The 13,321-nt window shown below is 69.1% G+C and carries 10 protein-coding genes; 4 read left to right on the top strand and 6 right to left on the bottom strand.

Features of this window, described 5'->3' with window-relative positions:
- Positions 1–228 precede the first annotated feature (228 nt).
- From ACS5PK_RS03030 to ACS5PK_RS03040, 3 genes are all read right to left on the bottom strand, one after another.
- On the bottom strand, positions 229–2,199 hold the full coding sequence (locus ACS5PK_RS03030) for an RDD family protein (RefSeq protein WP_439438801.1): 1,971 nt from the start codon (positions 2,197–2,199) through the stop codon (positions 229–231).
- Positions 2,200–2,270: 71 nt separating this feature from the next.
- Positions 2,271–3,149 carry a carboxylating nicotinate-nucleotide diphosphorylase gene (nadC, locus tag ACS5PK_RS03035; protein ID WP_439438802.1) on the bottom strand — a complete coding sequence of 293 codons (879 nt, stop codon included), beginning with the start codon at positions 3,147–3,149 and terminating at the stop codon, positions 2,271–2,273.
- Between the two features lie 42 nt (positions 3,150–3,191).
- Positions 3,192–3,893 carry a fumarylacetoacetate hydrolase family protein gene (locus tag ACS5PK_RS03040; RefSeq protein WP_439438803.1) on the bottom strand — a complete coding sequence of 234 codons (702 nt, stop codon included), beginning with the start codon at positions 3,891–3,893 and terminating at the stop codon, positions 3,192–3,194.
- 98 nt (positions 3,894–3,991) lie between these two features.
- Between ACS5PK_RS03040 and ACS5PK_RS03045 the strand changes: the two genes are divergently transcribed.
- Positions 3,992–5,077, top strand: a complete 1,086-nt coding sequence (locus ACS5PK_RS03045; RefSeq protein ID WP_439438804.1) for a septal ring lytic transglycosylase RlpA family protein — start codon at positions 3,992–3,994, stop codon at positions 5,075–5,077.
- An 87-nt stretch (positions 5,078–5,164) separates the two neighbouring features.
- On the top strand, positions 5,165–6,700 hold the full coding sequence (locus ACS5PK_RS03050; protein ID WP_439438805.1) for a methyl-accepting chemotaxis protein: 1,536 nt from the start codon (positions 5,165–5,167) through the stop codon (positions 6,698–6,700).
- An 18-nt stretch (positions 6,701–6,718) separates the two neighbouring features.
- On the opposite strand, the gene ACS5PK_RS03055 is transcribed toward ACS5PK_RS03050, so the two are convergent.
- Positions 6,719–7,465, bottom strand: coding sequence for an SDR family oxidoreductase (locus ACS5PK_RS03055; protein ID WP_439438806.1), 747 nt, complete (start codon positions 7,463–7,465; stop codon positions 6,719–6,721).
- Positions 7,466–7,565: 100 nt separating this feature from the next.
- Between ACS5PK_RS03055 and ACS5PK_RS03060 the strand changes: the two genes are divergently transcribed.
- Together ACS5PK_RS03060 and ACS5PK_RS03065 are read left to right on the top strand one after the other, a co-directional pair.
- A complete protein-coding gene (locus ACS5PK_RS03060) occupies positions 7,566–8,720 on the top strand; it encodes a diguanylate cyclase (RefSeq protein ID WP_439438807.1) in 1,155 nt (384 codons plus the stop codon).
- Positions 8,714–9,877 carry a GGDEF domain-containing protein gene (locus ACS5PK_RS03065; protein ID WP_439438808.1) on the top strand — a complete coding sequence of 388 codons (1,164 nt, stop codon included), beginning with the start codon at positions 8,714–8,716 and terminating at the stop codon, positions 9,875–9,877. The genes ACS5PK_RS03060 and ACS5PK_RS03065 overlap by 7 nt, the downstream gene beginning before the upstream one ends.
- A gap of 21 nt (positions 9,878–9,898) precedes the next feature.
- Here ACS5PK_RS03065 and ACS5PK_RS03070 read toward each other — a convergent pair whose 3' ends face one another.
- Both ACS5PK_RS03070 and ACS5PK_RS03075 read right to left on the bottom strand, forming a co-directional pair.
- A complete protein-coding gene (locus ACS5PK_RS03070) occupies positions 9,899–11,524 on the bottom strand; it encodes a diguanylate cyclase (protein WP_439438809.1) in 1,626 nt (541 codons plus the stop codon).
- A gap of 157 nt (positions 11,525–11,681) precedes the next feature.
- Positions 11,682–13,199, bottom strand: coding sequence for a CoA-acylating methylmalonate-semialdehyde dehydrogenase (locus ACS5PK_RS03075; protein WP_439438810.1), 1,518 nt, complete (start codon positions 13,197–13,199; stop codon positions 11,682–11,684).
- Between the last annotated feature and the right edge of the window lie 122 nt (positions 13,200–13,321).

Below are 13,321 nucleotides of genomic sequence, written 5' to 3' on the forward strand. Positions count from 1 at the left end.
CTCAGGTGCTCCCCGGCCAGCACGGCCACCGTGCCTGGCGGCACCTGCCGATGGCGATGTTCAGCGGGTCCCCTTGCAAAAGCGAATGCATGCGGCTCTCCCTGGCAAAGCGGGCCAGGCGCGCGGCGCACGGCAGCGGTGACGCGCAAGGCTGGTGGCCAGTCTAGCCGTGCCGCGTGAGGCGCGCCATGGCCAGGATGCCGGCGCCGCCGGCCCCTGCAGATCCGCTCAGGCGGGGCGCTGGAACATCAGTCGCTCTGCCAGCTCCCGCTGCTGCACCGGCAGGCGCCCCAGCTGGTCCAGGATCTGCAGCACCTGATCGCAGCGCGGTGCGGCCGGCACGCCGGGCTGGGCTCCCCACCAGTGGGCCAGCATGCCCGGCGCCAGCGGTCCCAGGCGGCGGCGCACGACCTCCAGCTCGACAGGCGTGGGGACGGGCGAACTGCGCCGGCCTCTGGGCGAATTTGCGGCCTCCTGCATCCAGTGGCTGTCACTGACATGCAGCTCCAGGGGCAGCAGGCGGCGCAGGATGAGCTGCCCGCCCAGCAGTCCCTGGCAGGCCTCAGGGCTCTTGGCCTTGGCGGCCCTCAGCTGCGCTTCGACCTGGCGGACGAGCTGGTGGCGCAGCACGGGCTGCAACTCATGGACCAGGGCGCCCATCTGCTCGGCGGCCACCATGAAGCCCGCAGCCTGCACCGCATCGTCGGGCAGGCGAGCCTGGCGGGCCGCCTGCATGCGCTGGGCAGCCAGATCGATGCTGCCGCTGAAGCGGCCCTCCAGCGCATACCAGGCCGGGTTGGCTCGCAGGGCCTCCACATAGGCCTTCAGCGGGCTGTCGGCGCCTGGCGGCAGGAAGATGTCCAGGGTCTTGGGCGGCTCGGGGATCAGCGCGTGGCTGATCAGCTCGTCCATGCTGGGGTACCACATGCTGCGTGAGGGCGTCTTCAGGGTGCGCGTGATGAAGTAGTCCGGCAGGTTGAGCTTGCGGTAGGTCTTCTCCAGTTCCTGGTTGGCCAGCTCGTCGAAGACCGGGTTGTAGGTGCCGGTGGACGCGCGATGGAAGCCCAGGCGAGCCTCCGGCATCAGCTGCCGAGAGGGCGCGGCCAGGAAGAGAATGGTGCAGGCGCTCTCGCAGTGCTCGACCACCCAGGCGCTGGCGCCTGAGCGGCCCGCGATCATCTCGGCCATGCGCTCGGCCTCATGCAGCCGGCCTCCGGGGGACTGCAGTTCGAAGCGCTGCAGCCGGGGTTGGGCTTTCATCAGTGCGTCCAGGCGCGTGGCGTCGCCCATGCCGATGGGACCTTCCATGCGCACGCTGCTGCCGTCCTCGGCCAGGTGGAACTCGGTACGGCCGATGGGATCGATGCCGCGCGCCATCTGCCAGTACTCGCCCACCTGGGGCAGGAAGCCCACCAGCAGTGAGGCGGCGACCTGCAGCATCCCCAGGCCCATCAGCAGGCGGGCGCCAATGCCCCACAGGGCCGATCCCCCGTGGTGCAGGTAATTGCCTGCGGAGCGCCAGGCACCCACGATGCACCAGGTATCCATGGCCAGCATCAGGGGCCAGCCGATCATCACGGCGATGGCGCTGGCCTGGAGGTGCTCACCCTTGGCGCCTATCCAGCTCATCAGCCCCGTGATCACCATGGCCAGCGGCGTGGCCAGCAGCACGTTGTTGACCCAGAAGCTCTGCGCCAGGCCATGCTCGCCGCGCCAGTGCCGCAGCAGATAGCCCAGTTCCTCCGGCTCGCCCTGCGCGCGTGCACGCCGCCAGACCACCTGGGTGCCGGCCAGGCGGTCATGCCAGCTCTGGCCCCTGGCGTCGACGGCCGACCACCACAGGCCCAGGCCCAGAGGCAGCAGGGAGACGATGGCGCCGCCCCAGCGCAACAGGGTCTGCTTCAGCGTGGGGGTCTCGCCGGAATAGAAATCGACCACCCGGATGCCGCTGAACAACATGCCGAAGCTGGCGCCCTGCCAGGTCCAGAAGCCGACAAAGTACAGCGCCGGCATCAGCCAGTTGACGAAGAGGCCGCTCGGGCTGAGGTCGTCCAGCCGGCTGACCAGGCGGTGCTGGCTCACCCACAGGATGGGGGCTCCCAGCAGGACCAGCAGCAGCGCGTCGATGCAGAAGGCCTGCACCCGGACCAGCAGTCCGGCGGGCCACAGTTTTGGCCTGGGTTTGAAACGTGGATCCATGTCACTCCCTCGGTGCCGAGGCTCCTGGGCCCGGCGGTTCAGCCCCGGGAGTGTACGCAGGCCCCGGTTTGTCAGGCCTGGGTATCGACGGGGCCCTCGACACGCATGGAATAGTCCACGGCTTTTACGTCTTTGGTCAGGCGGCCGATGGAGATGCGGTCCACGCCCGTTGCCGCGATCCAGCGCAGCTGATCCAGGGCCACGCCGCCGGAGACCTCCAGCAGGGCGCGCCCGGCGTTCAGCGCCACGGCCTCGCGCATCATGGCCTCGCTGAAGTTGTCCAGCAGCACGCTGGTGGCGCCGGCGTCCAGGGCCTCGCGCAGCTCGGCGATGGACTCGACCTCAATCTGGATGTCCACGCCGGCCTGCAGGGCCTGGGCGGCTCGCAGCGCCGCGTCCACGCCACCCGCGGCTGCGATGTGGTTCTCCTTGATCAGGATGCCGTGGTAGAGGGCCAGGCGCTGGTTGGCCCCGCCGCCGACCCGCACCGCGTACTTCTGCGCCAGGCGCAGGCCCGGCACGGTCTTGCGGGTGTCCAGCACCGCACAGCCGCGGGCATGGGGGCTGGCACCGGCGATGGCGTCCACGTGCTGGCGGGTCAGCGTGGCCGTGGCAGAGAGCAGCTGAAGGAAGTTCAGGGCTGGGCGCTCGGCGCTGAGCAAGGCGCGGCCGTCCGCCACGATGTGGCACACCAGGGTGTCGGCCTGCATGCGCGCGCCTTCCTCGTAGCACCAGTCGATGCGGCTGTCAGGGTCCAGGGTCTTGAACACACCCTCGAACCAGTCGCGGCCGCACAGCACGGCGTCTTCCCGGACCCGCACATGGGCCTTGACACGGCGCCCGGCCGGCACCAGCCGGGCCGTCCAGTCGCAGCGGCCGATGTCCTCGAACAGGGCATCGCGGATATTGCGCTCACGCGCTTCTTGCAGGGTTTCGTCGTGGTCAAACATGGCAGTGCAGGGGAGGCTGGCAGGGCGTGGCAGCGCCCGTCGTCATTCGGCGGGGCCGATTGTCAGGGCGATGGGGCCGAGGCCGGCGATCTCTCCCAGCAGGCGGTCACCTGGCAGTACGGGACCCACGCCGTCGGGCGTGCCGGTATAGATGAGGTCGCCCGGCTTCAGGTGATAGAGCTGAGAGAGGTTGGCGACGATCTCGGCCACGTCCCAGATCATGTCGGCGAGGTCACCGCGCTGCTTCTGCACGTCATTGACCGAGAGCGTGATGGCGCCGCTGTCCATGGCCCCGCACTCGGCCGTGCGCACCAGCTCGCCAAGCACGGCGGATTGCTCGAAGCCCTTGGCCACGTCCCAGGGCCGGCCGGCCTTCTTGGCTTCGGCCTGCAGGTCACGGCGGGTCATGTCCAGGCCGGGCGCAAAGCCCCAGATGGCCGCGCGCGCGACCTCGGGGCTCACCCGGAACACCGGCGCGCCGAGGGCGATCACCAGTTCCATCTCGTAGTGATAGTCATGGGTGCCGGGGGGGTAGGGCACGGTGGCGCCGCTGGGCACCAGGGCCGAGGCGGGCTTGGTGAAGTAGAAGGGCGGTTCGCGGCTGGGGTCGCCGCCCATCTCGCGGGCATGTGCGGCGTAGTTGCGGCCCACGCAGAAGATGCGCGAGACGGCATAGCGCCGATCGGTGCCACGTACCGCAGCGCTGGGCTGCTCCGGAGGGGTGAAGATGTAGGCACTGTTCATGAAGCAAGGCCTCTGCGATGAAGCCCGCAGCATACAAGGGCGCGGCGCGGGTCGGCGAAAGCCTTGGCGGCGCCCGCGGCATCGTTTAGGGTTGCGCCATGTCAAGAATGCTCCCTGCACTTCCCGCCCTTCGCCGCGGCGCCAGGCCCGTGCTGCTGGCCACCCTGGCCATTCTGGGCGGCTGCGCCAGCCGCGCCCCCTTGCCCTCGACGAGCAGCCCGCCCATGAGGCCACCCGCCTCCGATCGCGACGGCGCCGAGGCCCAGGTGCCGCCCAACCTGATGCAGGTACCTGATGCGGAACCGCGCCTGGAAGCCATACGCAAGGGCGGGCCCAACAAGCCATACGAAGCCCTGGGCCAGCGCTACGAGCCCATGACAGAGGACGCCCCGCTCACCGAGCGCGGCCTGGCCTCCTGGTACGGCCGCAAGTTCCACGGGCGCCCCACGTCCAGCGGCGAGCTCTACAACATGTACGCGATGACGGCGGCGCACGCCACCATGCCCATCCCGAGCTACGCCCGGGTGCGCAATCCGGCCAACGGGCGGGAGGTCATCGTGCGCATCAACGACCGCGGCCCTTTCCATCCTGGCCGCGTCGTGGACCTCAGCTATACCGCCGCCCTGAAGCTGGACATCCTGCGCGGCGTCAGCCCTGTGGAGGTGCAACGCATCACCTACGAGGACATCCGCACCGGCGCGTGGCAACGCCGTGACGAGGGCAAGCGCCTGGCTCAGGCCGCCGAGGGGCGCTCCAGCGTTCCTAGGGATCCGCCGCTTGCGCCCGTGCCTGCCGCGGTCGTGCCTGCTGCGGCCGTGCCCGCTGGGGGGCGCGACCTGGCGGGCAGCACCTTGCCGCAAGACCTGACCCCTCCCGTGAGCGGGCGAGCGCAGACCGAGGCCGCCAGCCCGCCCATTGCCGAAGGCGGGGCGGCGCCCAAGGCTGCCAGCAAGGGCTTTTGGGTCCAGTTGGGGGCCTTCAGCCGCATGGACGGCGCCGAGGCCTTCCGTCAGAAGCTGAGCCAGGAGCTGGATTGGATGGCTCCCCTGCTGGCCATCTTCAAGGAGGCCCAGATCCACCGCCTGCAGGCCGGGCCCTACGCCAATCGAGAGGACGCCCGCTCTGCCGCCGAGCGCATGCGCCAGGCCCTGGCGCTGACGCCTGTGATCGTGGAGCGACGCTGACGCCTTCTGGCCAGGACAAGTCTTGGCCTGGCGCTGATCCTGCGGCTACATTCGCTGGTACAGGTCCACTGCACGCGGAGCGTTGTCATGCAGTTCAGCAGCATCAAAGGTCGACTGATCCTGTTCTCTGCCCTGCTGATCGTCCTGCTGGGCATCAGTGGTGTCTGGAGCCTCTACGCGCTCGGGCGCGTCAACGACAGCATGCGTACCGTCTATCAGGACCGTGTCGTGCCGCTCAAGCAGCTCAAGGTGGTCTCCGATGCCTACGCGGTCAACATCGTGGACACCACGCACAAGGTCCGCGCCGGCACCGTCGAGATGGCCGTCGCCCTGCGCCTGCTGGACGAGGCCGAGCGCGACATCGCCAAGTACTGGGGCGACTACAACGCCACGCTGATCGAGGGCAACGAGGCCGTGCTGCTGGCCAAGGCCAAGCCCCTCAAGGGGGCAGCCGAGCTTGCGGCGGCGAAGCTGCGTGGCTTGCTGGGCAAACAGGACCGCGAGGCGCTGGAGGCTTTCGCCACCAAGGAGATGTATCCCGCCATCGATCCCTTCACCGGGGCTGTGTCGGAACTGGTGGACGAGCAGCTCAAGGTGGCCGAGCAGGAATACCAGCAGAGCCAGGCGACCTACCGGCACTCGGTGCTGATCGTGCTGCTGATCTTCGCCGTGGCCCTGGCGGCCGCATTGGTGATGGCATGGCGCACCGTGGCGGCCATCATGCGGCCCTTGGGTGAGGCCTTGCGCTTGGCCGGCGCCATCCGCGAGCGTGACCTCAGCCAGCGCTCCGACCTCCAGGAACGTAACGAAATCGGTCAGCTGCTGCAGGCCATGCGCGAGATGCAGCGCGGCCTTGTCGAGACGGTGCAGCAGATCCACCACAGCGCCGGGACGGTCTCTGACGCCTCCGGCGAGATCTCGCAGGCCAGCCACGACCTCAGCGCCCGCACCGAGGTGCAGGCCTCGGCCCTGGAGCAAACGGCCGCTTCGATGGACGAGATGGCCGCCGCGGTGAAGAACAACGCCGCCTCCGCCGAGCAGGCCAATGCGCTGGCCCATGAAGCATCGGGCACTGCAGAGCGCAGCGGGGAGGCCGTGGGGCGCGTGGTCAGCACCATGGACCAGATCAACAGCAGTTCCAAGAAGATTGCCGACATCATCGGCGTCATTGACGGCATCGCCTTTCAGACCAACATCCTGGCATTGAACGCAGCGGTGGAGGCGGCACGGGCCGGCGAGCAGGGGCGCGGCTTTGCTGTGGTGGCCGGCGAGGTGCGGACCCTGGCCCAGCGCAGCGCGCAGGCGGCCCGTGAGATCAAGACCCTGATCGGGGACAGCGTCGCCCAGGTCGAAAGTGGTGCCATCGTGGCGGCCGAGGCAGGGCGAACCATGAGCGAGCTGGTCGATCAGGTGCAGCAGGTGACCGCCATGCTGGGCAACATCTCCACCGCGACGCGTGAGCAGAGTGCCGGCATCGCCCAGGTCAATCTCGCCATCACCCAGTTGGATCACAACACGCAGCAGAACGCGGCCATGGTCGAGGAATCCACGGCGGCCGCGGCCAGCCTGGCCCAGCAGGCGCAGGCGCTGGCGGGCATCGTGGGTTCCTTCCGGCTAGGCTGAAGGCGTGCGTGGCGGGCTTCAGCGGCCGCCGGTGACGTCCAGCATCGTGCCCGTGGTGTAGCTGGCGGCCTCTGACAGCAGCCAGACGATGGCTTCCGCCACCTCCTCTGCGCGGCCCAGGCGCTGCATGGGGATGCCGTTTGCAGCGATGGCCAGTTCCTCGCTCATGCCGCTGTCGGCGTGGATCTCGGTGTCGATGATGCCGGGCCGCACGCCGTTGACGCGCACGCCTTCGGCCGCCACCTCGCGGGCCAGGCCCACGGTGAAGGCCTCGATGGCCGCCTTGCTCGCGGCATAGTCCACATAGAGCCCCGGTGAACCCAGCAGCGCTGCGCGGGAAGACAGGTTGACGATGGCGCCGCCAGCGCCGCCATGCGAGCGGCTCATGCGCCGCACCGCCTCGCGGGCGCACAGCAGGCTGCCCATCACGTTGACGGCAAAGACGCGCTGCCAGCGCTCGGGCTCCATCTCGTCCAGCCTAGCCTTGGGGGCTACCACGCCGGCGTTGTTGACCAGGCCCCACAGCGGACCGGCTGCCTGATCCAGGCGCTGGAACATGGCCAGGACCTGGGCCGGGTCGGCCACGTCGGCCTGCAGCACCAGGGCCTGACCGCCCAGGGCGCGGACCTGCTCGGCCACGCGCGCGACGGCGGGACCATCCCGGTGGTAGTTGAGGGCCACGTCATGGCCGGCCTGGGCACATCGGCGTGCCGTTGCGGCGCCGATGCCACGGCTGGCGCCGGTGATCAGGATGGTTCTGCGCATGGCGCTGATTGTGGGTTCAAACGGATAGGATCAGCGGGGCCAATCTCTGGGAAGATGGGCGGACTGGACCTGCGTTCGTCCCCGGCCTGCCCTGCAACGCATGATCGAACTGGACTCCAACACCCTGCTCCTGGTCAACGCCCTGTTCGGCGCGCTGGCGGTGGGCGTCTGGATGCTGCTGGCCTTTCCCTTCCGGATCGCCCGCCAGGCCTGCGTGATGCTGGCCGGTGCGCAGGCCGTCATGCTGCCGCCGCTGCTGGCCGGCCCCGGGCCCTTTCAGGCGCTGGCAGGCATCTGCACCCTCATCGCCCTGGGCCTGCTGAGCCTGGGGCTGCGCCAGTTGCTGCGCCTGCGTCAGCAGCGTCTGGACCTGCTGGGACTGCTGGCCTTGGGCTTGTTCGCCGATCTCGCCCGGCTGTCCGGGCTGCCGGCCGACATGGCCACGGGCCTGACCCTGATGAGCATGGGCGGGCTGTGCCTGCTGGCGGGGCGAGATCTGCTGCTAGGCAGCTTGGGCCTGGCCGCCTGGCTGCGCGTGGGTCTGGTGGCTCCCTACGCGGTGATGAGCTGCTTCCTGATGCTGCGCAGCATCGCGCTGACACAGCCGGAGCTGGGCGGTGGCTGGCTGCTGGAGGATCCGCGGCGGCATGCGGGGCTGGCGGCTGGCTGGCTGGTGCTGGCCATGTCCATCTCTGCTGGCCTGATCGCCCTGGTGCTGAGCCGGCTGATCCAGCGCATCGAGTCTCTGACCCGGCACGACCCGCTGACCGGGCTGTGGAACCGCCGTGAACTCAGTGAGCAGTTGGCCAGGCAGCAGGTGCGCGCCCAGCGCGGCCGCAGCCATGCCCTGTTGATGGTGGACCTGGACCATTTCAAGCGCATCAATGATGAACTGGGGCACGCCGCGGGGGATGCCGCCCTGCGCCATGTGGCGCGCCTGCTGCAGGCCTCGCTGCGCGAGCAGGACTGCGCCGCACGCTACGGCGGCGAGGAGTTCGCGCTGCTGTTGCCGGACACCCCTCTGGCGGGCGCTCAGGCCCTGGCCGAGCGCCTGCGCGCTGCGCTGGCCTCCAGCGTCTGGAGTTGGCAGGGCCGCCATTGGCCGCTGACCGCCAGCCTGGGCCTGGCGTTGTCAGCGCCTGGTCGGCTTGGTGATGCGTTGGTGGAAGCCGCGGATCGGGCCATGTACCAGGCCAAGGCTCAGGGCCGCAACCGTGTCTGCCTGGCACCGGCAGCGGAGGGCGCGTCATGCTGAGCGTCAGCGCGCAGACCCTGCTGGCCGCCACAGTCCTGGTTCTGCTGATCGCCAGTCTGCTGTGGCTGGTCTTTGCCTTTGGCCTGAAGCTGCAGACCCGGGCATCCAAGGGCATGGCGGCGGCCAATGTGCTGCTCGCGGCCGCCCTGCTGCTCAGCGGCCTGCGCGGCGAGCTGGAACGGCCCTGGCTGACCGTTTACGCGGCCGACCTCGCGGGCACGGCCTCCTTCGTCTTGCTGAGCCTGGTGCCGGCCTGGCTGGGAGACGAGCGCCCCCTCTGGTGGCCGTCGCTGGCCCTTGGCGTGCTGGCCTTGCTGCTGATGCCGGGCTTCGCAATGGGATGGCCCATGGGCTGGCACGCGCCGGTGCTGTACTGCCTCCAGGCGCCTCTGCTGGGACTGGCCACCTGGCAGGCCTACCGTCTGGTCCGCAGCCGCACCCGCCCATCCTTCGCGCTGGCCCTGAGCCTGCCCCTGGGGACGCTGGCTCTGTTGCTGGCGGCCCGTGCCGTCGAACCCCTGCTGTGGCCCGGCAACACGCCGGACCTTCGCGCCGGCAGCGGATTCAACGTGGTCTGGCTGTGGGCGGGCCTGGTGCTGGGCATGGTGGTCAACTCGGTGGTGGCCTTTCTGGTGCTGGTGCAGCTCATCCTGCGCATCCGCAAGCTGACGATGTTCGATCCCCTGACCGATGTGCTGAACCGCCGCGCCATGGGGCGGGCCCTCGAGCAGGCCCATGCACGCTGGCGACGCGGCGAGCCCTACGCCCTGGTGCTGCTGGACATGGATCATTTCAAGGCGCTCAACGATTCCCTGGGCCATGGTGCTGGGGACCAGGCACTCAAGGGCCTGGTCGCAGCACTCAAGCCCTGCGTCCGCGATGCCGATGCCCTGGGCCGCTGGGGCGGCGAGGAGTTTCTGGCCCTGCTCTGCGACACCGGCCTTGCCGGCGCGGCGCTGGTGGCGGAGCGCATGCGTGCCAATCTCGAAGCCCAGCCCCTGCTGTGGGGCCTGGACCAACACCGGCTGACCGCCAGCTTCGGCATTGCCGAGGTCATGCCGGGGGATGCAGGCCCCGACGCCGTGCTGCTGCGGGCCGACCAAGGCCTCTACCAAGCCAAGCAGCAGGGGCGCAACCTGGTGCAGTCGCGCGAATGAGGTGCCGGCCCGGTCTGGCGATCAGGCCAAGGCGACGCGGTTGCGGCCCAGATGCTTGGCGCGGTACATGGCGGCGTCGGCACGGCTGATGAGCAGGTCGGTGGAGTAGGGTGGGGCGCTGGCCAGGCCAATGCTCAACGTCACCATCAGTCCAGGGGACAGGTCTTGCCAGTCGTGGGCTTCCACGCTCTGGCGCAGCCGCTCGCAGACCTCGAAGGCCCGATCTGCCACGGTGTCCGGCAGCACGGCCAGGAACTCCTCGCCGCCGTAGCGCAGCAGCAGGTCGCTGCCGCGCGTGTTCTCGCGCAGCAACTGGGCCAGCTGCTGCAGCACGGCGTCGCCGACGGCGTGACCGTGCTGGTCGTTGATCTGCTTGAAGTGGTCGGCGTCGATCAGAGCCAGGGTCAGCGGGCGCTGCTGCTGCTCGCAGTCCTGGATCAGGGACGGCATGCGCGCCTCCAGGAAGCGGCGGTTGCCCAGGCCTGTCAGGGGGTCGCGCTGCACATGGGCCTCCAGCTCCTGGGTGCGGGCGGTCAGGGCATCGACCTTGCGGTGCGCCTGATCGGCCGCAGCCCGGGCCTGTTCGGCCTCGAGACGGCTGACGAAGAAGCGGGACTGTGCCATCAACTGGGCCACGCTGCGTCTGCGCTCCAGGCGCTGGAAGGCCTCCAGGTGATGCAGGGCTTCATCCAGATTGCCTTCCGCCTTGGCGCAACGGTAGGCCACGCGGTGCAGGCGAAGGGCCTGGTAGCTGTTGAACAGTACGGTGGTCTCGTCCTGCACGGCCAGCACATGGGTCCAGGCTCGGCCGAGGTCGTCCTGCGCCAGGGCCAGCTCGGCCAGATTGCAATGCACGCGGCCAGCCAGGGCATCGAACTGCCGGGCCTGAGCCTGCGCGAGGGCTGCCCGCAGATAAGGCTCGGCCTCGCCCAACTCGCCCATCAGCAGCAGGACTTCGCCGAGATTGCTGTCGGTCAGGGCCAGGGCGTAGAGCTCACCCAGCTGCCGGGCATGGGGGCGCACCTCGCGACCGTAATGCAGGGCGCGCTGCAGGGCTTCGAGGCAGGCCTTCTCATGGCCGCTGTCGCGCATCAGGTGGTACTCGCCCAGGGCCGTGGTGCAGAGGTTGTTGAGGGTGATGACGCGTTCGTAGGCCGTGGCCTCGTCCCGCACCAGTGCGGCCGCCTCGTTCATCAGACGCTCGGCCTGCCAGGGATCGCCCATGCGTTCAAAGCAGGCTCCCAGGGCATTGAGCGCGGCGGCGAGCACGCGCTTGTCGCCCAGTTCGCATGCCAGCTCATGGCCTTCGTTGGCGCAATTGAGGCCGGTCTCGAAATCGCCCAGCTCGGATGCGGCCAGGCTGGTCCAGCGCAGCAGCTCGCACAGCTGGGCGCAGGCCCCCAGAGGCCGCATGAGTGTCTGCACCTCTTGCGAGAGCTCGAGCATTTCCTGCAGCTCGCCGCGCCGGTAATGGAAGTACACGCGCAGGCGCCCGGCCTCGATTTGCTCGCTCAGGAAGCCCAGCTGTCGGGCGTGGGACCAGGCCTCGGCTGCGCGTGCAAGGCCCAGCTCCAGCGTGGCCTCGTGCTGGGCGTCGCGCGCCTCGTTGAGGCACTGGGTCAGGCGGTCGGTGAGGGCGATGGGCATCTCGGCGTCGGCTTCAACAGCAATGAAGCGAAGCCGGCTAGCGTAGCCGAAACCGGCGCCATGCCCGCGTGCTGACATCACGTTTACGGTGCCGCCGGCAGATGCTTGCCCTGCTCTGTCACCCACGTGACAGCCCGACACAAGGAGACGGCAGGTGTCAGCGATGCGTGGGCATCATGAATTCAGCACCCTTGGGCGTGCTGGCGGGCCAGCGTTGCATGACGCTCTTCTGCTTGGTGTAGAAGCGCACGCCCTCCTCGCCGTAGGCATGCATGTCGCCGAACAGGCTCTTCTTCCAGCCGCCGAAGCCATGCCAGGCCATGGGGACCGGGATGGGGACGTTGATGCCCACCATGCCCACCTGGATGCGGCGCGCGAATTCCCGGGCCGCGTTGCCGTCACTGGTGAAGCAGGCGACGCCGTTGCCGAACTCGTGCGCATTGATCAGGTCCACGGCTGTGGCGAAATCGGGCACCCGCACGCATGCCAGCACGGGGCCGAAGATCTCCTCGCGGTAGATGCGCATGCTGGGCGTGACATGGTCGAACAGGGTGCCTCCGGTAAAGAAGCCGCCTTCATGGCCGGCCACTTGGTGACCGCGGCCGTCCACCACCAGCTGAGCGCCCTCTGCGACACCCTGGGCGATGTAGTTCTCGATGCGTTCGCGGGCCTCGCGGGTCACGATGGGGCCCATTTCTGCGGCCGGGTCCATGCCATTGCGGATGACCAGGCTGCGCGCGCGCTCGGCCAGGCGGGGCATGAGGCGGTCGGCGGCCTCACCCACCAGCACCGCCACCGAGATGGCCATGCAGCGTTCACCCGCCGAGCCGTAGGCCGCGCCCACCAGGGCGTCCACGGCTTGGTCGATGTCGGCGTCGGGCATCACCACCATGTGGTTTTTGGCGCCGCCCAGGGCCTGCACGCGCTTGCCCTGCGAAGCGCCGGTCTGGTAGATGTACTGGGCGATGGGCGTGGAGCCGACGAAGCTCAGCGCCTTGACGTCCGGGTGATGCAGCAGGGCATCCACCACCGTCTTGTCGCCCTGGACCACGTTGAAGAGTCCGTCCGGCAGGCCGGCTTCCTTCAGCAGTTCACCCACGAACAGGCTGGGCGAGGGATCCCGCTCGCTGGGCTTGAGGATGAAGGCATTGCCGCAGGCCAGGGCGACAGGGGCCATCCACATGGGCACCATGAACGGGAAATTGAATGGCGTGATGCCGGCGACCACGCCCAGGGGCTGGCGCAGTGTCCAGTTGTCTATGCCGTTGGAGACCTGTTCGGTGTAGTCGCCCTTGAGCAATTGCGGGATGCCGCAGGCGAACTCGACGACGTCGATGCCGCGGGCCACCTCGCCCTGTGCGTCGCTGAAGACCTTGCCGTGCTCGGCGGTGATCATGGCGGCCAGGGTGTCGTGATGGCGGTGCAGCAGATCCAGGAACTTGAACATCACCCGGGCCCGGCGCAGCGGGGGCGTATCGGCCCAGGCAGGAAAGGCGGCCTGCGCGGCGGCCACCGCGGTCTGCACGTCCTCGGCCGTGCCCAGCTGCAGCTGCCGGGCAATGGCGCCGGTGGCGGGGTTGTAGACCGGCTGTCGGCGGTCGCCGCGGGCGGCCACGCGCTGGCCGTTGATGAAGTGGCCCAGCTCGCGGGCGTCGGTGTAGGCGGGGGGGTTCATGAGGCTTGCCTCCAGGGCGATGGGGAAGCCGGCGAGGGACCGGCAGGGATGCAGCCAGTCTAGGGAGCGGTCCCCTGACTGCCTAGGCCAATGGACTGACTTCATTGTTCAGTAATATGAAC

It is taken from the genome of Roseateles sp. DB2 (assembly GCF_051857535.1).
In the GTDB taxonomy this organism is placed as follows: domain Bacteria; phylum Pseudomonadota; class Gammaproteobacteria; order Burkholderiales; family Burkholderiaceae_C; genus Roseateles_B.